Consider the following 16090-nt stretch of genomic DNA (forward strand, 5'->3'; position numbering starts at 1 on the left):
GAAATCAGGCGAGTTTAGGGAAGGTCGCGATCTTTTTTTGCAGATCACCTTCCTGACTTTGCGGCTGGATCGCGCGCAAATCGTCAATAAAACGCGCCTGCCAGCGGTTGATATCATTCTTAACGATGGTCTCCATCATTTCCGAATGACGTGAAATGCGTTCCGCAAGCGGCATGGTTAACGCGCGATTCAGGGCATTTGCCACGTCATCGCGATCGTAAGGGTTCACAATCAGCGCTGAGGTTAACTCGTTTGCCGCACCGGCAAATTGGGACAGCACCAGCACGCCCGGGTCAGCAGGATCTTGTGCTGCTACATACTCTTTTGCCACCAGATTCATCCCGTCGCGCAGCGGCGTGACCAGCCCGACGTCCGCATAGCGGAACACTTTCATCAGGATTTTGCGCTCAAAATGCTGATTCAGATAGAAAAGTGGAGTCCAGCCGAGCTGGCCATAGCGCCCGTTGATGCGCCCTGCTTCGGTCTCAAGCTGGTGACGAATATCCTGGTAGGCCTGAACCTCACCGCGCGAGGTCGGCGCTATCTGGGTGTAGCGGATCTTGCCATGATGCTGCGGGAATTTATCCAGCAGGGTTTCATAGGCGAGGAATCGCTCCGGCAACCCTTTGGAATAATCCAGTCGTTCAACCGAAAAGATATTCTTAACGTGCTTGAGTTCGTCCTTGAGCTGGGCAAGCTTCGGCGGCAGCGGACCGGAGGCCTGCTCGGCAATTTCGTCTGGCTCAATACCGATTGGGTAGACTTCGGTATGGAAATTTCGTCCCCACGCAGTATGAGATTTACCGCCGTGAGTGACCAGCCGGGTTTTGCCCGACACGCTGTCGAGGAAGGCCAGCCTGTCATTTTCCGTCTGGAAACCGAGCAGGTCGTAATCTGACAGCGCCTCCAGGATCTCCTCGTGCTGCGGCAGCGCCGTAAAGATCTCCGGGGTCGGGAACGGAATATGCAGGAAGAAACCGATTCGGTTATTCACACCCCGTTTCCGCAACTCCCTGGCGAAGGGCAGCAGATGATAATCGTGGATCCATAAAATATCGTCTTCTTCGATCAGCGGCAGTAGTTTATCTGCCAGCAGCGCGTTGACGCGCATGTAGCCTTCATAGGATTCACGCTGGAATTTCACCAGATCCAGACGATAGTGAAACGCTGGCCACAGCACGGCGTTTGAGAACTCGGAATAATATTCATCATAGTCCTTCTCGCTAAGGGCGAAGGAGGCCCACGTGATATTGCCCCGTGACACCTTTTTTAGCGGTTTTTCTTCATTACTGATTTCCCCGCTCCAGCCAAACCAGAGACCACCCGCGGCTTTGAGGGCACCTAATACCCCGACCGCCAGGCCACCGGCACTGGCTTTTTTATCATCCGGCGGTGCGATGCGATTAGAGACGACGACTAAGCGACCCATAATGATTTCTCCCGTTGTTTTGCGCTATTTGTTGTTGTTGCTGGTTAGCGACGTCAGATATCCACTGCCAGACGCTGGCGACATTTTCCAGCCGCCATCCGGCAATGGTTTCACCAGATCCAACCTTGACAGACATGCCCTGGGCCTGGTTTACCACCCTGAACCCGGCCTCGTCGGTCAGGTCATCCCCAAAAAAGACTGGCGTACGCCCTTTGAACGGCGCTTCCGCCATAAACGCTGCAATGGCAGCGCCTTTGTTAATTCCTGCCGGTTTAATCTCGACCACACATTTACCCGGCTGTAACGCCAGCTCCGGATGGGCTTCGGCCACGCTTCTTGCTATCGAAAATATCGCCGCCTCATGATGGGGCGCCTGACGGTAGTGCAGCGCAAAAGCCATGCCTTTGGCTTCCAGTTCCGTACCGGGAAGCATTTCCAGAGCCGAAGAGAGTTGCGCATGCAGCGCCTGAATCAGCGTGTCGGGGAGTGAAACTATATGCAGTTGATCATGGATATCGCGGCGCTCCGCTCCGTGCACACCGGCCAGCGGAAAGTGATAAGGACTGGCGAGCACGTCCAGCTCGGCCATTGAGCGCCCTGAAATCAATGCCAGTGCCCCCTCGTTCTGTCGGGAGAGCTGCTGCAAATTCTCTAACACCGTGTCCGGTACAACAACGTCATCCGGATGCGGTTCAATCCCGGCGAGCGTCCCGTCGAGGTCAAAAAAGAAAGCAAATTTTCCGGGCAGTACAGGCGGTGCGGTTAACAAGTCAGCCACCCTAATCCTCCTTACAGTGAACAAAACAGCCATGTAAGTATAGACAGTGTGACGGTGCTCGCCATTTAGCAACCGGCCCGTCAACAAAACTGGCGGGCCGGTCAGGGGGTCAACTATGGTTAATAGTTGAGCAGGTTAGTGGCTAAAAATAAATCAGACGGTACGCTTCGCTTTTTGCTTGTAACGGTCGAAGATCACCGCTGCCAGCAGGATCAGGCCGCGTACGACGTACTGAGAGAACGGAGAAATATTGAGCAGGTTCATGGCGTTCTCTACGGTCCCCAGAATCAGGATCCCCGCCACCACATATGAGATTTTTCCGATGCCGCCCTTGAGGGAAACGCCCCCCAAAACGCAGGCTGAGATGACGATCAGCTCATAACCAATGGAGGTCATAGGCTGGCCGCTGGTCATGCGCGACGCCAGAATAATCCCCGCCGCCGCCGATACCAGCCCGGAAAGCACGAAGATAATGATCTTGGTCCGTACGACCGGGACACCCGCCAGACGCGCCGCCTCTTCATTGCCGCCAATCGCCAGGGTATTTCGGCCAAAGGTGGTGCGGTTGAGCAGGAAACCGAACAGGATCAAACAGCCTACCGTCAGCCAGATTGGCGCAGGCAGCCCCAGCCAGTTGGCATAGCCCAGAGTGAAGAAACGCTCGTCTTCGATCCCGACCGCTTTGCCGTCGGAGATGATATAGGCCAGACCGCGCACGATTTGCATGGTCGCCAGCGTCGTAATCAGGGCGTTAATCTTCAGGCGCGCAATGACAAACCCGTTCACCAGGCCGCTCAACACGCCGAGCAGCAGCCCGGCCAGCACGCCGATCCACAGGCTTTCGGTCATGTTGATCACCACGGCAGTGGTGACGCCTGCACAGGCAATCACCGAGGCGACCGACAGGTCAAAATCACCGGAGGCCAGGCAGAACAGCATTCCGCAGGCCACCATGCCGGACATGGAGATAGCCAGCCCCAGCCCCTTCATATTGATGAACGTGGCGAAGTTCGGCACAAAAATCGCGCAGGCGACGAAGAGGGCAGCAAAGACCACCAGCATGCCGTACTGGTCCCAGATGCGGCCAAAACTGAAAGCCGACTTCGGCGCTCCGGATGTAGTAACAGAGGACATCATTGACTCCTTACTCAGGCGACAGCCTGGCTAACTTTAGGCATGGCGAGACTCAACGCCTGTTGTTCATTCGCCTGTTCATGCAGCAATTCACCGGCAATTTCGCCTTCACGCATCACTACAATGCGGTCGGCGACGCCCAGCACCTCGGGCAGATCGCTGGAGGCGAACAGGACCGCCACACCACGTTTTGCCAGTTCATAGATGACGTTATAGATTTCGTGTTTCGCCCCCACGTCAATACCGCGCGTTGGTTCATCCAGCAAAATGACCTTCATATCTTCCGATAGCCAGCGCCCCAGAATGGCTTTTTGCTGGTTACCGCCGGACAGGTTCATGATCAGCTGTTCAGCGCCGGGGGTTTTAATGTTCAGCGAACGGATATGGTGATCCGCGTTGCTCGCCTCCCAGCCGTCGTTAATCAGACATCCCGCGCGGATAAACTTGCGCCGGGCAGAGATGTTGATGTTGTCGCGCACCGAGTGCACCGGAATAATGCCCTCTGCCTTTCGATCCTCCGGGCAGAGCATAATCCCCGCGTTAATCGCCTGCGCAGGCTTCTGAATATCGACCTTTTTCCCGTCGACGAAAACCTGGCCCTGGGTTATGCGCGTCCCGCCAAACAGCCCTTTCATCAGCTCGCTGCGCCCTGCCCCCACAAGGCCAAACAGCCCGACGATTTCGCCGCTGCGCACCGAGAGTGAAATGGGCGTGCGCACGCCTGGGGCTTTGACGTTATCCAGACGCAGACGCTCCGGGCCATACTCGCGCGGTTTCCAGTGGTAAATGTCACCCAGATCGCGTCCGACCATCGCCTGCACCAGCTGATCGTGATTAACCTGCTGCATATCGGTGAAGGTGCGCACGTAGCGTCCATCTTTAAACACGGTGATGGCATCGCTTAAGGCAAAAATCTCTTCCATACGGTGAGAAACGTACAGAATGATGCGGCCTTCTTTGCGCAGCTCGCGGATCACGCGAAAGAGATTTTCTATTTCACGCGCCGAGAGCGAGCTGGTTGGCTCATCGAAGGCGATAATTTTGGCGTTACGCGCCAGCGCTTTGGCAATTTCCACCATCTGCCACTGGCCGATGGAGAGATACTTAAGGGGCGTTTGCGGATCGACATCCAGCCCAAGGTGCTTGAGCTGCAAGCCCGCTTCATAATTGAGCAGCGAGCGGTTGACCACGCCGCTTTTATGCGGAAGCTGGCCCAGATAGATGTTCTCCGCCACGGTCATTTCAGGAATGAGATGCAGCTCCTGATAGATGATGGCGACGCCCGCATTTAACGCTGCCGTGGTGTCGGCAAAGGCCACCTCTTCGCCGCGAATAGCCAGCGTGCCGGTGGTGGGCGTGTAGTTGCCGCTGAGAATTTTTAGCAGCGTGGATTTTCCCGCGCCATTCTCCCCCATCAGGGCGTGAACCTGGCCGGCATAGCAGTCGAAGCTGATATCGGTCAGCGCGTTTACACCGGGGAACGTTTTACCGATGCCGCGGAAAGAGAGATACGGATCAGACTGTTGCATAACGACTCCGTGATTCCTGTAGTGTGTACGTCTGGCCCCTCACGGTGAGGGAGGGGCGCAATCACAGCGTATTACTTACCGCCCAGTCCTTTTTTCGCCAGCTCCTCTTTGAAGTTATCGCGGGTGATCAGCACCACATCGGTCACTTCAGTGAATTTCGGCGGTTCAGCCCCTTTGGTCACCCAGTTGTAGAGCATTTCGCTGGATTTATAGCCGTGGACATCCGGGCTTGGCAGCAGTGAGCCATAGAAGCCGGTCGCCTGCGCTTTAGACAGTTCGCTCACGGCGTCAACGCCGTTAATGCCGATCCCGATCACGTCCGGTGCTTTAAAGCCCTGGCCTTCCGTTGCACGCACGCCGCCCAGTACGGTGTTGTCGTTCATCCCCACCACCAGCCAGTGCTTCACTTCCGGATGCTGGACGAGCATGGAGTTTGCCGCATCAAAGGCGCCCGGAATATCGTTGGATTTGGTCGGGACTTTGTAGATCTGTTTTTCCGGGAAGCCAGCCGCTTTCAGGGCGTCCATGGACCCGGTGGTACGACGACGGGCGGTGTCCAGCTCGTCTGCGGTAATCGCCATCACGGCAGTCTCTTTGACATCCCAACCGCGTTTTTGCATCTCTTTATAGAGCTCCTGGCCCTGACGCTCACCGATTTTAGTGGCCGCCATCATTACCAGCGGAACGGTATCCATCGGTTTGCCTTTGGCATTCACGAACTGATCGTCCACCGCAATCACTTTCATGTCGTAACCGCGCGCTTTCGCGGCAATCGCTGACCCCAGTTTTGGATCCGGCGTACAGATAACGAAACCTTTCGCACCGCTGGCCGCCAGGCTATCAATGGCGTTCAACGTTTTCTCACCGTCAGGTACGGCGATTTTAATTACCTCAAATCCCAAATCTTTTCCGGCTTTATCAGCAAATTTCCATTCGGTCTGGAACCACGGTTCTTCAGGCTGTTTAACCAGAAAACCGAGCTTTAAATTTTCAGCGATAGCGGATTGTGACATAACGGCAGCCAGGCCGATGGCCGCCAGCGCTTTAGTAAATTTGTGCATGGTAAACTCCAGCTTAAGCATTCTTATCTGTAGGGAATAATGGCGAACAACTTATTTAATCAGACTTAAAACAAGGCATTAGCGCTTACCTTGTTATAAGCGTTATTGCTGGAGATAGTTTTAGCGGGAAATTAATCATCCATAAGAGAGCGACATCACACCGCAGAATTACAGTAATTGCGTACATAAATTCAGCGAAAAATGACATAAAAAAGGACGTAATTGTCCTACAAATGGAAAGGAGTTAAGCAGGATTATCCATAAGGTCAGCTAAGAAATCCCTGTAAGCCGGACGCCTTAGCGTCCGGCAGAAAATTTACCAGCGGTAATAGATGTGTTCAGCATGATCGCGCACGGGGGCGTCGGCACCCAACAAACGAGCAGAGAGCGTCAGCGCAAAGTCAAAAGCGTGCCCCAGCCCCTTGCCGCTGATGAGGTTATTATCCTCCACGACCGGCGCATCTACATATACTCCATCATCAACGCTCTGCCACAGATCGCCGGAACAGACGTAGCGGCGCCCCTTCAGTAGCCCGTTACCGCCCAGCACCCGCGCGGCCGCAGAGCAGATCGGGCAGATAAGTTTGCCGTGCTCGTCATGCGCGGAAACAAAGCGGATCACCTCCTGGTTAGCAGCAAGATTGACGCTCCCCTGCGGCCCACCGGGCAACACGACCGCGTCATACAGCCTATTAATGCGCTCCGTTAACGTACTGTCAGCCACCATGGGGATATTATGGTAACTCACTACCGCACGGGACTCCGCGCAGGCCAGCGTCTCCACCTCAATCTGTAAACGCCGCAGAATATCAATAGTTATAATCGCTTCTGCTTCTTCAAAACCAGGTGCCAGCAGCACCGCAACGTTAGCCATCATAAACCTCAAATAATGAAACAATGTAAAACATCGTTTCATTTTCTCGCGTTATCAGATCACAATCTTGCGCCGCGATCACAGAACCGTATATTGAGTGAAAATTGATTTAGCTCAAACTTGATACGACAGGATATATTTGCAAATATTATTTCTGATTTATCACTTTTACAGAATTTCCCGCCAAAGAACGTTTCCTGAAACGATAAAAATGAGCAAAATTGTTTTTACACCCTTTTAAATCAACATGTTATATAATTACCAATCTCGTAACCTTCTTTCTATTCTGGGCTATATTTAAATTTGTAATCTATGGTAAACACAGCCCAATTAAGAGTTTTCTTAAGTCGAAGAGAAGCGTATGCTTATTTAAATCGAACACAGGAAGTGAATTTTCGAGTTTTTACCTTGCAGAAATCTATTTCCGCCATTCAATCGTCAATACCTGCCGGGTCAGGTTAAGTAGCGGACATCAAGTCCCACAGTCAATAAGGATATGAGAATGACTACCCAAACGATGATGCAAAAACTGAATGCCCAGATGAACCTGGAGTTTTATGCTTCAAATCTGCATCTGCATTTGAGCGCGTGGTGTTCCAGAAAAAGCCTCAACGGCACTGCCACCTTCTTTCGTACTCAGGCGCAAAGTAACGTCACGCACATGATGCGTGTCTTTAACTTTTTGAAAGCTGTCGGGGCAAACCCTACCGTCAAAGAGCTTGAAACGATTGAAGATAATTACACTTCTCTGGAAGAACTGTTCCAGAAAACGCTCGAAGAGTATGAGCAACGCTGTGCGAAGCTGAGCAAACTGGCTGATGAAGCCAAAGCGCAACAGGACATCATTACCCTCACGTTTTTACGCGATATGGACAGAGAGCAGCAGCAGGATGGCATGCTGCTGAAGACGCTCGCAGATGAAATCCGCAACGCGAAACGTGCGGGGATTTGTCTGGAGCAGACGGACCGCCATCTTCTCGACATAGCTACCGTGCAACACCACTAAGTCCCTTCACCCGCTCCCGTCAGGGGGTGGGTACCAACTCCCTGCTTTTGCTGACATTTAACAAATCAGATCTTGCTCCCAATGAATAACCACACATCGTGTAATGATTTGTTTAATTACATTCATTGACGAGGGAGCATCATGATCACCATTGAGTTTATTGTCATTATCCTCTGCCTGCTGATAGGCACCCGCTTCGGCGGGATGGGCCTGGGGCTGATAAGCGGTATCGGCCTGTTTATTTTAAGTTTTGTCTTTGGTCTGCAACCCGGTAAACCGCCCGTTGACGTGATGCTCACAATCCTCGCCGTCATCGGCTGTGCGGCCACGCTACAGACCGCCGGTGGCCTGAATGTAATGATGCAGTTTGCAGAGCGCCTGCTGCGTAAACATCCCCAACACATCACCCTTCTCGCACCGTTTACCACCTGGATGTTGACCTTCCTCTGCGGGACCGGTCACGTCGTCTACACCATGTTTCCCATTATCGCGGATATCGCCCTGAAAAAAGGCATTCGCCCGGAACGGCCGATGGCGGTGGCCTCGGTGGCCTCTCAGATGGCGATCACCGCCTCCCCCGTTTCCGTGGCCGTCGTTTCGCTGGTCTCGATTCTGGGTGCGCAGCACGGCATCGGTCACGCGTGGGGGATCCTCGAAATCCTCGCCGTTTCCGTACCGGCCTCACTGTCTGGCGTCGCCATTGCGGCACTGTGGAGCCTGCGCCGGGGGAAAAACCTCGCAGACGATACTGAATTTCAGGAAAAGCTGAAAGATCCGAAACAGCGGGAGTTTATCTATGGAGGAACGGAGACGTTGATGGATCAGCGTTTCCCGAAACAGGCCTACTGGTCAACGTGGATCTTCTTCGCCGGGATTGCCGTTGTGGTCCTGCTGGGTGCGCTGCCCGAGCTGCGTCCGGCGTTTGAGATCAAAGGGAAAATGACAGCCCTGTCGATGAACCTTGTCATTCAAATGATGATGCTGATCGCCGGGGCCATCATGCTGATGACCTGCAAGGTGAATGCGTCGGCCATTTCAAACGGGGCGGTATTTAAGGCGGGGATGGTCGCGATTTTCTCGGTGTTTGGTGTGGCGTGGATGAGCGATACCTTTTTTCAGGCGCATCTCGACGAGTTGAAAATGGCGCTGGAGGGGGTGGTGAAGAGTCATCCCTGGACGTATGCCATCGTGCTGTTCCTGGTATCAAAACTGGTCAACAGCCAGGCTGCGGCCTTGACCGCGGTCGCCCCGATGGGGTTGATGCTGGGCATCGATCCGAAAATGCTGGTGGCCTTCTTCCCGGCATCCTACGGCTACTTTGTGCTGCCGACCTATCCGAGCGATCTGGCCTGTATCGGATTCGATCGCTCCGGTACCACCCGCATCGGTAAATTCATCATCAACCACAGCTTTATTCTGCCGGGGCTGATTGGCGTCAGCTGTGCCTGCGTGGTGAGCTATCTGCTGGTGCAGACGTTCTTCTGATCCTTCTGCGGGCGACAGGCTTTGTCGCCCTTCGACGTAAAAGCAGAAAAGGGTTTCTAATTTTAAAACATCGGTTTATTTTAGTGTGACTCACCCTGCGGTGTGAAGCGGAGTTCAATCAGCGCAATCGCTTTCTGGATCGCGCGGAGCGTAACCGGGTCCGCCGCAGCAGGATGGTTGGTGAAATCGATGTTTTTCAGTTGGGTCGACATCTTTTCGCGTACCTCAACCGGCGCGATAACGTCAATCACATCAAGGATTTGTTTGATAACCAGCTGGCAGGCGACGACGTCAGATACCAGTTCCTGATCGGCGCTCAGGTTTTGTGACATGGGGTTCTCCTTATTCAAAGGCCGCCATAGTAGCAAAACAGACGCCCTTCCATCTCCCTCTCGTCGTCCGCAGACATAAAAAACCTGCCGAAGCAGGTTTTTTTATCAGAACATCGCACCCGGTGGGACGTCTTTAAACGTTGTGCAGTAGTTTGCCCACATGCTTTTCAGGATTTTGCGCAGTTTCATTATGTTGCTCCAGTAACGTGTTATGCAGGTGTTATTATCAATACGCTTATAATATGACCACCATCACAAAAATCAACCATTTTGTGACCTGCATCACGGTTATTAAACCCTCAGTGCTGCTGGTTTGTTAAAAAAAGCCATGATAAATCTGCACGTTACAGTCTTATAAATTCCAGTAAATGTTTATAAAATTTTTTGAGCGGGCAGGAAGAGAATGAGTGAAAACGTATCCGGCAAAGAGAGCCGTGGATTATCGCCTGCGGCGCTGCTGGTGGCCGGTGCTTTCTTTATGGAGTTTCTGGACGGGACGGTGATTGCCACCGCGCTGCCGGACATGGCAAAAAGCTTCGGTGTACAGGCCGTGGATCTGAATATCGGCATCAGCGCCTACCTGATCACCCTGGCCGTGCTGATCCCCGCCAGCGGCTGGATCGCCGACCGCTTCGGCGCGCGAAAAGTGTTTGCCCTCGCGCTGGCAATCTTCACGCTGGCCTCGGTATTTTGCGGCCTGTCCACCACGCTCGATCAGTTCGTCGCGATGCGCGTCCTTCAGGGCATGGGTGGCGCGCTGATGGTGCCCGTGGGTCGCCTGGCCGTGCTACGCACCACGCCAAAACATCAGCTCATCACGGCAATCGCCACCCTGACGTGGCCTGCGCTGGTCGCGCCGATCATCGGCCCGCCGCTGGGTGGGTTCATTACCAGCTATGCCGACTGGCGCTGGATCTTCTTTATTAACGTGCCGCTGGGGATAATCGCCATTTTGCTGGCACTGCGCATCATTCCAGACCTGCATGAAGATACGCGCCGACCGTTTGATTTACCGGGTTTTGTTGTCACCACCCTTGCCATGGTGAGCCTGGTTTATGCGATGGAGTTGATGGGCGCAGAGCCTCTGCGAACAGGATTAACCGCCACGCTGTTTATCGTCGGTATCGTCGCGTTAAGTCTGGCACTGCGTCACTTTAAGCGGACAACCTGGCCGATGATCAGACTCGATGCGATGCAGGTGCCGACGTTTCGCGTCACCCTGTATGGCGGATCGCTGTTTCGCGCCTCCATCAGCGCGGTTCCGTTCCTGTTACCGCTGATGTTCCAGGTCGGCTTTGGCATGGACGCATTCCATTCGGGCCTGCTGGTGCTGGCGGTTTTCGTTGGCAATCTCACCATTAAACCGGCGACGACGCCGCTTATCCGCAGCCTGGGGTTTAAGCGGCTGTTGCTGATTAACGGTGCGTTGAATGTCCTGGCGTTGCTGGCCTGCGCGTTTCTGACGCCGCAGACGCCCGCGTGGCTCGTCATGCTGATCCTCTATCTGGGCGGCGTTTTCCGTTCGATTCAGTTTACAGCCATCAGTACGCTGGCTTTTGCGGATGTGCCATCGGTGCAGATGAGCTATGCCAATACTCTGTTTTCAACCGCAACGCAGCTTGCCGTGGGGCTTGGGATCACGCTCGGGGCGATTGGTATTCGTATCGGGGAAAAAGTCAGTGAGGCGATGGGGATTGCCGGCATGCCGGGAATGAGCTTCCGGCTGGCATTTGTGGCGATCGCACTAATCTGCCTGGTGGGAATGGTTGACACGCTGCGTCTGACCAAAGATGCAGGCAGCGCGGTCTCATCGAAAAAGTAACGCTATCTGCCGGGCAGGCAACGCACCGCCCGGCAAAACGGAATCAGCCAACAATACCGCGCACGAAGGCTTCGATCTCTTTGTCCTGGCAGTTCTCGAAGAAGCACTGCTGGAAGCGCTGGCCTGAGACGGCGGTTTTAACCAGCTCAGGATCGATTGCTCGCAGGGTATCCAGATAGTTTTCTTTCACCACCGCCGCTTTCACCTGGTTCAGGATCCCGGCGTTACGCACCTGCGGCTCTTTACGCTCTGGTGGATAACCTTCGCCATTGCGTCCGGTAAACGCTTTCTCAAAGATAAAGCGTACGTTCAGTTCTGCCCCCCAGCCGAAGCCCTTCGCAAAAGGCAGAGAAAGCGCGTTACCGTTGTTGATTTGCGCAAACAGGAAGGCATCCGCAGGATCGATGCAGTAACCGCAAATCACACCCGGATGGATGTTCAGGGACATCAACGCGCCCTGCCCGGTACCGCAGCCGGTGACAACAAAATCGACAGCTTTAGCGTTAAGCAGAATGCTCGCCATGATGCCCAGGTGAATATAAGTAAGATGATGATCGTTCTCATCACTCATACCGACGTTATAGACCGGGAAACCTTTCTCATCAGCAACGGCTTTCAGCTCATTAAGGATGATGGGATTTTTAGCGGCCTGGCTGTTTTCCATCATCAGTGCAATTTTCATCTTGTCTCTCCTGAATGCATGGCGGGCGATCCCGCTGTGGATACTTTTTCCACTTAACCTTACTATCAAACAAACACACTTTCAAATTAAGTGAAAACTTGTTTTAAAAAACAAAGATGCGCTCACAATTTCGCGCGGTGGCCCGGCTCGTTGCACAGTGAGAGGGCAGATCCTCCGGCTATTCCGGCCATTGCGTCACATCGCGTTGGTTACAATGGCGTATTTCCCGTCACGCAGAGTGAACCATGAAACGTGTAATCATAGCCGGAACGATCCTGTTGCTCGCCGGGTGCAGCATCAACCGTAAGGCAGAAATCAGCAGTACGGATGCCCCAAACGGAATTGTGCGCCTCGGCTATGGCCAGGCCATGCTGCAAAACGCCTGGTCTGATGAGTATGTTAATAACGGTACGGCAACCAAAGCCTGTCAACATATGGGCTACGCCACCGCGTCAGCCTACGGGCAGCCAATTAAAACCTGCACCCTGATCAGCGGTTCACTCTGTCTGAACGAAAGTGTGACCATTCAGTATAAATGTCAGGGATATGCTGTTACCTCTTCCAGCCAGAATCCGTGGTATTAACCGCTACTGCCAGTCACGCTGGCAGTTTATTTAATAAGAACTAAAACAATTCTCATTAATAAATATAAATAGCGGCAATGCGTTTTATTCCCATTCGTATTTTTAATAAAGAAATATTTATTTTACTTTTTGCAAATAATTAAATAACAAATTATAGTGTCGCTCATCGTGAACCAGAATTAATAAACCGGAGCTGCACCATGTTAAAAACTGAAATGATCGACAAGCTCAATGCGCAAATGAACCTTGAGCTGTTTTCTTCCCTGCTTTATCAGCAGATGAGCGCCTGGTGCAGCTATCACAGCTTTGAAGGAGCGGCCGCCTTCCTGCGTCGTCATGCCCAGGAAGAGATGACGCACATGCAGCGTCTGTTTGATTACCTGACGGACACCGGCAGCCTGCCGCGTATTGATAACGTGGCATCCCCTTTTGCCGAATACGGCTCTCTTGATGAACTGTTCCGCGCCACCTATGAGCACGAACAGCTGATCACTCAGAAAATTAATGAACTGGCTCATGCCGCCATGACCAGCCAGGATTATCCAACCTTTAATTTCCTTCAGTGGTATGTGGCTGAACAGCACGAAGAAGAGAAGCTGTTTAAATCCGTGCTGGATAAATTATCTCTGGCAGGTAAATCCGGGGAAGGTCTGTACTTCATTGATAAAGAGCTGTCGACGCTCGACACGCAGAATTAACAGAAAAGCGGTGCTGAGTTTTCAGCACCGTTTTATTTAATGACGGCAAATTTTACTTTCGTGAGTGGAAAATCCGTCTGCTGCCGGAATGAATTTTCCGCGCGCCGCCAGAAACGCCACCAGCTCCGCGGCCGTCATCTCTGAAGCTGAACAGGTATGGAAACGCGCCGCTTCGCCAAAGCGGGCATGTATCGCCTCAACCAGACTCTCCTCCGTATACCGCTCACCTGACTCAATCATCATATTCAGCACGTCGTGTCCGTGAATTGACATGGTTACCTCTCGTAAATAAAAAGCAGACTAAACGCTCCCTCCACGGCACGCTTTGCGCTGGCTCAGGTTACCCTTTTCTTTTTGTAAATTAATTTTTACATCCTATGTAACGGTGATTTGACGAGACGGGGCTTTTCCCTTACTCTGCGCCGCAGAATGAGTCGCGGTATGGAAGCGTTGTAGAGGAAAGCGTGAAGAACAGAACTCTGGGAAGTATTTTTATCGTCGCCGGAACGACAATTGGCGCAGGAATGTTGGCCATGCCGTTGGCTGCCGCTGGCGTCGGGTTTGGGGTTACCGTAGTGCTGCTGGGCGGTCTGTGGGCCCTGATGTGTTACACCGCGCTATTATTGCTGGAGGTTTATCAGCATGTCCCTGCCGATACTGGCTTAGGCTCCCTGGCTGCACGCTATCTTGGACGCTACGGGCAGTGGATCACCGGTTTCAGCATGATGTTCCTGATGTACGCCCTGACTGCCGCTTACATCAGCGGCGCCGGAGAGTTGATTGCGTCAAGTATCAATGACGGCTTCGGTGCGTCACTTTCACCGGAAACAGGCGCCATTGTCTTTACGCTGATTGGTGGCGGCGTGGTTTGTGCGGGCACATCGCTGGTCGATCTGTTTAACCGTTTTTTGTTCAGCGCCAAAATTCTTTTCCTTGTTGTGATGCTGGTGCTGCTGGCACCGCATGTTCACAAGATTAACCTGCTCTCCCTCCCGCTGGAGAAAGGTCTGGCGCTTTCGGCCATCCCGGTTATTTTCACCTCCTTCGGTTTTCACGGCAGCGTACCGAGCATCGTGAGCTATATGAACGGTGATATTCGCAAGCTACGCCGCGTCTTTGTTATCGGCAGCGCCATTCCGTTGATTGCTTACCTGTTCTGGCAGCTGGTAACCCTGGGCAGTATTGATTCCAATACTTTTATCGGCCTGATGGCAGAGCATTCTGGTCTGAATGGATTCCTGGTTGCCCTGCGTAACGTGGTGGCCTCTTCACACGTGGAGCTGGCGGTACATCTGTTTGCAGACCTGGCGCTGGCAACTTCCTTCCTCGGCGTGGCGCTTGGCCTGTTTGACTATATGGCGGATCTGTTCCAGCGGCGCAATACCGTTGCGGGACGCTTACAGACGGGGGCGATGACCTTCCTGCCGCCGCTGGCCTTCGCGCTCTTTTACCCGCGCGGGTTTGTGATGGCGCTGGGGTATGCCGGCGTGGCGTTATCGGTACTGGCCCTGCTGCTGCCTTCCCTGCTGGCGTGGAAGAGCCGCCAGCAACATCCGCAGCAGGGGTATCGCGTGGCGGGCGGTACGCCAATGCTGTGCGTGGTGTTTGGGTGCGGCGTGGCGATTATTCTGGTGCAGATTTTGATTGCAGCGGGGATGCTGCCGGAAGTGGGATAACTTATTTATACAGGTCCTGAGGTACTGTTCCGTTCACCTTAAGATCAACAGAATATAATTTTTTCACAGCATGTGAACGGGATAAGGGGGCCGCCGCGGCCCCCTTATCAATCCCCGCGGCCCCGCGGAAAATCGGTGCTTCGCACTGCGCTCACCTCCCGACCATCTGCCTGCGGTCGGCTCAACTCGACATCCTGTCTCGATTCGCCTCTGGCCGCCATCCATGGCGTCCAGCCCTTGTCATCTGGTCTCCGGTTCGCCGATTTTAGCGGGGACTCAACACCCGTGCCCCATTCAGGCCACAGTAATTAATGATTTAATGCAGGCAGCAGCTTTTAAACTTCTTCCCACTCCCGCACGGGCACGGGTCGTTACGCCCCACCTTCGACCCGTTCACGATCGGCTTTTTCGCTTCCGGCTGCTGCGGGTTAGCCACCCAGTAGTTATACAAGCGCAGCGCCGCAGGCTGAATGCTCTCGATGCTGGCCATATACTCCTCTTCGGTCAGCGCATCCAGCTTCTCGCTGTTCTCTTCCGTCCCGTGCAGGGCAATCACCGCCAGGTCCGCTTCCAGCGCTTCCGGCAGGGATGACCAGTCCGTCAGCGCCACGCCGCGCATGTAGCCATAGCACCACTCTTCCACCACGGTATAGCTCTGACCGTCAACGTCGTTATAGCCAAACAGCGGTTCAAACTGATCCGGGTATTCGCTCAAACGCTCGGCAATATCGTTCATGTGCTTAAAGCAGAGATCGATAAAACGGTTCATCTCACGATCGTTTTTCCAGCGAGGAATATATTTCTCACCACCCCAGACCGCCACCAGCCAGGTGTCGGGCTCCACCACAACGGGACCGGAAAGTACTGCGGTAAGCATGCCGTCCAGTTCGGACACGTCAATCACGGATGCATCGTCGTGACCGTAAGAGATTAATGTCTCTTCCAGCCACGCCATCTCGCTTTCATTTAATGGGCCTTCAGCCATTGCTGATACTCCTGA

The 16090-nt window shown here is 53.5% G+C and carries 17 protein-coding genes; 6 read left to right on the forward strand and 11 right to left on the reverse strand.

The window, feature by feature from the left end; all coding sequences use genetic code 11:
• Positions 1–4 precede the first annotated feature (4 nt).
• The 6 genes from otsA to ACOTZD_RS01605 form a co-directional block, all read right to left on the reverse strand.
• Positions 5–1429 carry an alpha,alpha-trehalose-phosphate synthase gene (gene otsA / locus ACOTZD_RS01580; RefSeq protein WP_003859691.1) on the reverse strand — a complete coding sequence of 475 codons (1425 nt, stop codon included), beginning with the start codon at positions 1427–1429 and terminating at the stop codon, positions 5–7.
• Entirely contained in the window at positions 1404–2207 is an 804-nt protein-coding gene (gene otsB, locus ACOTZD_RS01585; protein WP_023314361.1) for a trehalose-phosphatase, read from the reverse strand. The genes otsA and otsB overlap by 26 nt, the downstream gene beginning before the upstream one ends.
• 153 nt (positions 2208–2360) lie before the next feature.
• Positions 2361–3341: an arabinose ABC transporter permease AraH gene (gene araH / locus ACOTZD_RS01590; protein WP_003859689.1), complete on the reverse strand. Its 981-nt coding sequence runs from the start codon at positions 3339–3341 to the stop codon at positions 2361–2363.
• A gap of 14 nt (positions 3342–3355) precedes the next feature.
• Positions 3356–4870 carry an L-arabinose ABC transporter ATP-binding protein AraG gene (araG, locus tag ACOTZD_RS01595; RefSeq protein WP_003859688.1) on the reverse strand — a complete coding sequence of 505 codons (1515 nt, stop codon included), beginning with the start codon at positions 4868–4870 and terminating at the stop codon, positions 3356–3358.
• A 71-nt stretch (positions 4871–4941) separates the two neighbouring features.
• The gene (araF, locus tag ACOTZD_RS01600; protein WP_003859687.1) at positions 4942–5931 is read right to left on the reverse strand and encodes an arabinose ABC transporter substrate-binding protein AraF; all 990 of its coding nucleotides are present in this window, start codon (positions 5929–5931) and stop codon (positions 4942–4944) included.
• Positions 5932–6247: 316 nt separating this feature from the next.
• Positions 6248–6805, reverse strand: coding sequence for a DJ-1/PfpI family protein (locus ACOTZD_RS01605; protein ID WP_058662937.1), 558 nt, complete (start codon positions 6803–6805; stop codon positions 6248–6250).
• A 502-nt stretch (positions 6806–7307) separates the two neighbouring features.
• Here ACOTZD_RS01605 and ACOTZD_RS01610 point away from each other — a divergent pair.
• Both ACOTZD_RS01610 and ACOTZD_RS01615 read left to right on the forward strand, forming a co-directional pair.
• A complete protein-coding gene (locus tag ACOTZD_RS01610) occupies positions 7308–7811 on the forward strand; it encodes a non-heme ferritin-like protein (RefSeq protein WP_003859685.1) in 504 nt (167 codons plus the stop codon).
• Positions 7812–7952: 141 nt separating this feature from the next.
• Positions 7953–9296 carry an anaerobic C4-dicarboxylate transporter gene (locus ACOTZD_RS01615; RefSeq protein ID WP_003859684.1) on the forward strand — a complete coding sequence of 448 codons (1344 nt, stop codon included), beginning with the start codon at positions 7953–7955 and terminating at the stop codon, positions 9294–9296.
• Between the two features lie 80 nt (positions 9297–9376).
• On the opposite strand, the gene ACOTZD_RS01620 is transcribed toward ACOTZD_RS01615, so the two are convergent.
• Together ACOTZD_RS01620 and azuC are read right to left on the reverse strand one after the other, a co-directional pair.
• Positions 9377–9628: a DUF2766 family protein gene (locus ACOTZD_RS01620; RefSeq protein WP_003859683.1), complete on the reverse strand. Its 252-nt coding sequence runs from the start codon at positions 9626–9628 to the stop codon at positions 9377–9379.
• Between the two features lie 105 nt (positions 9629–9733).
• Positions 9734–9817, reverse strand: coding sequence for a stress response protein AzuC (gene azuC, locus ACOTZD_RS01625; protein ID WP_003859682.1), 84 nt, complete (start codon positions 9815–9817; stop codon positions 9734–9736).
• 214 nt (positions 9818–10031) lie between these two features.
• Here azuC and ACOTZD_RS01630 point away from each other — a divergent pair, with 214 nt between their 5' ends.
• Positions 10032–11450 carry an MFS transporter gene (locus ACOTZD_RS01630; RefSeq protein WP_003859681.1) on the forward strand — a complete coding sequence of 473 codons (1419 nt, stop codon included), beginning with the start codon at positions 10032–10034 and terminating at the stop codon, positions 11448–11450.
• Positions 11451–11493: 43 nt separating this feature from the next.
• Here the strand turns inward: ACOTZD_RS01630 and ACOTZD_RS01635 are convergent, their stop codons facing one another.
• The gene (locus ACOTZD_RS01635; RefSeq protein WP_003859680.1) at positions 11494–12132 is read right to left on the reverse strand and encodes an RpiB/LacA/LacB family sugar-phosphate isomerase; all 639 of its coding nucleotides are present in this window, start codon (positions 12130–12132) and stop codon (positions 11494–11496) included.
• Between the two features lie 245 nt (positions 12133–12377).
• Here ACOTZD_RS01635 and yecR point away from each other — a divergent pair, with 245 nt between their 5' ends.
• Positions 12378–12716 carry a YecR family lipoprotein gene (gene yecR, locus ACOTZD_RS01640; RefSeq protein ID WP_174401968.1) on the forward strand — a complete coding sequence of 113 codons (339 nt, stop codon included), beginning with the start codon at positions 12378–12380 and terminating at the stop codon, positions 12714–12716.
• A gap of 200 nt (positions 12717–12916) precedes the next feature.
• Positions 12917–13414, forward strand: a complete 498-nt coding sequence (gene ftnA, locus ACOTZD_RS01645) for a non-heme ferritin (RefSeq protein ID WP_003859676.1) — start codon at positions 12917–12919, stop codon at positions 13412–13414.
• A 36-nt stretch (positions 13415–13450) separates the two neighbouring features.
• Here ftnA and ACOTZD_RS01650 read toward each other — a convergent pair whose 3' ends face one another.
• On the reverse strand, positions 13451–13687 hold the full coding sequence (locus ACOTZD_RS01650; protein ID WP_003859673.1) for a YecH family metal-binding protein: 237 nt from the start codon (positions 13685–13687) through the stop codon (positions 13451–13453).
• A 191-nt stretch (positions 13688–13878) separates the two neighbouring features.
• Here ACOTZD_RS01650 and tyrP point away from each other — a divergent pair, with 191 nt between their 5' ends.
• Positions 13879–15090 (forward strand): tyrosine transporter TyrP, encoded by a 1212-nt coding sequence (gene tyrP, locus ACOTZD_RS01655; RefSeq protein ID WP_032628311.1) that lies wholly within the window; start codon positions 13879–13881, stop codon positions 15088–15090.
• A 316-nt stretch (positions 15091–15406) separates the two neighbouring features.
• On the opposite strand, the gene ACOTZD_RS01660 is transcribed toward tyrP, so the two are convergent.
• Positions 15407–16075 (reverse strand): YecA family protein, encoded by a 669-nt coding sequence (locus ACOTZD_RS01660; RefSeq protein ID WP_003859671.1) that lies wholly within the window; start codon positions 16073–16075, stop codon positions 15407–15409.
• Positions 16076–16090: the final 15 nt, after the last annotated feature.

Source organism: Enterobacter cloacae complex sp. SHL022, from assembly GCF_049237785.1.
Taxonomy (GTDB): domain Bacteria; phylum Pseudomonadota; class Gammaproteobacteria; order Enterobacterales; family Enterobacteriaceae; genus Enterobacter; species Enterobacter hormaechei_C.

What these genes read in the sequence shown, in the direction of transcription:
- otsA (WP_003859691.1), bottom strand. Translation starts at nt 1,429, where the DNA reads ATGGGTCGCTTAGTCGTCGTCTCTAATCGCATCGCACCGCCGGATGAT.
- araH (WP_003859689.1), bottom strand. Translation starts at nt 3,341, where the DNA reads ATGTCCTCTGTTACTACATCCGGAGCGCCGAAGTCGGCTTTCAGTTTT.
- araG (WP_003859688.1), bottom strand. Translation starts at nt 4,870, where the DNA reads ATGCAACAGTCTGATCCGTATCTCTCTTTCCGCGGCATCGGTAAAACG.
- araF (WP_003859687.1), bottom strand. Translation starts at nt 5,931, where the DNA reads ATGCACAAATTTACTAAAGCGCTGGCGGCCATCGGCCTGGCTGCCGTT.
- ACOTZD_RS01605 (WP_058662937.1), bottom strand. Translation starts at nt 6,805, where the DNA reads ATGGCTAACGTTGCGGTGCTGCTGGCACCTGGTTTTGAAGAAGCAGAA.
- ACOTZD_RS01610 (WP_003859685.1), top strand. Translation starts at nt 7,308, where the DNA reads ATGACTACCCAAACGATGATGCAAAAACTGAATGCCCAGATGAACCTG.
- ACOTZD_RS01615 (WP_003859684.1), top strand. Translation starts at nt 7,953, where the DNA reads ATGATCACCATTGAGTTTATTGTCATTATCCTCTGCCTGCTGATAGGC.
- ACOTZD_RS01620 (WP_003859683.1), bottom strand. Translation starts at nt 9,628, where the DNA reads ATGTCACAAAACCTGAGCGCCGATCAGGAACTGGTATCTGACGTCGTC.
- azuC (WP_003859682.1), bottom strand. Translation starts at nt 9,817, where the DNA reads ATGAAACTGCGCAAAATCCTGAAAAGCATGTGGGCAAACTACTGCACA.
- ACOTZD_RS01630 (WP_003859681.1), top strand. Translation starts at nt 10,032, where the DNA reads ATGAGTGAAAACGTATCCGGCAAAGAGAGCCGTGGATTATCGCCTGCG.
- ACOTZD_RS01635 (WP_003859680.1), bottom strand. Translation starts at nt 12,132, where the DNA reads ATGAAAATTGCACTGATGATGGAAAACAGCCAGGCCGCTAAAAATCCC.
- yecR (WP_174401968.1), top strand. Translation starts at nt 12,378, where the DNA reads ATGAAACGTGTAATCATAGCCGGAACGATCCTGTTGCTCGCCGGGTGC.
- ftnA (WP_003859676.1), top strand. Translation starts at nt 12,917, where the DNA reads ATGTTAAAAACTGAAATGATCGACAAGCTCAATGCGCAAATGAACCTT.
- ACOTZD_RS01650 (WP_003859673.1), bottom strand. Translation starts at nt 13,687, where the DNA reads ATGTCAATTCACGGACACGACGTGCTGAATATGATGATTGAGTCAGGT.
- ACOTZD_RS01660 (WP_003859671.1), bottom strand. Translation starts at nt 16,075, where the DNA reads ATGGCTGAAGGCCCATTAAATGAAAGCGAGATGGCGTGGCTGGAAGAG.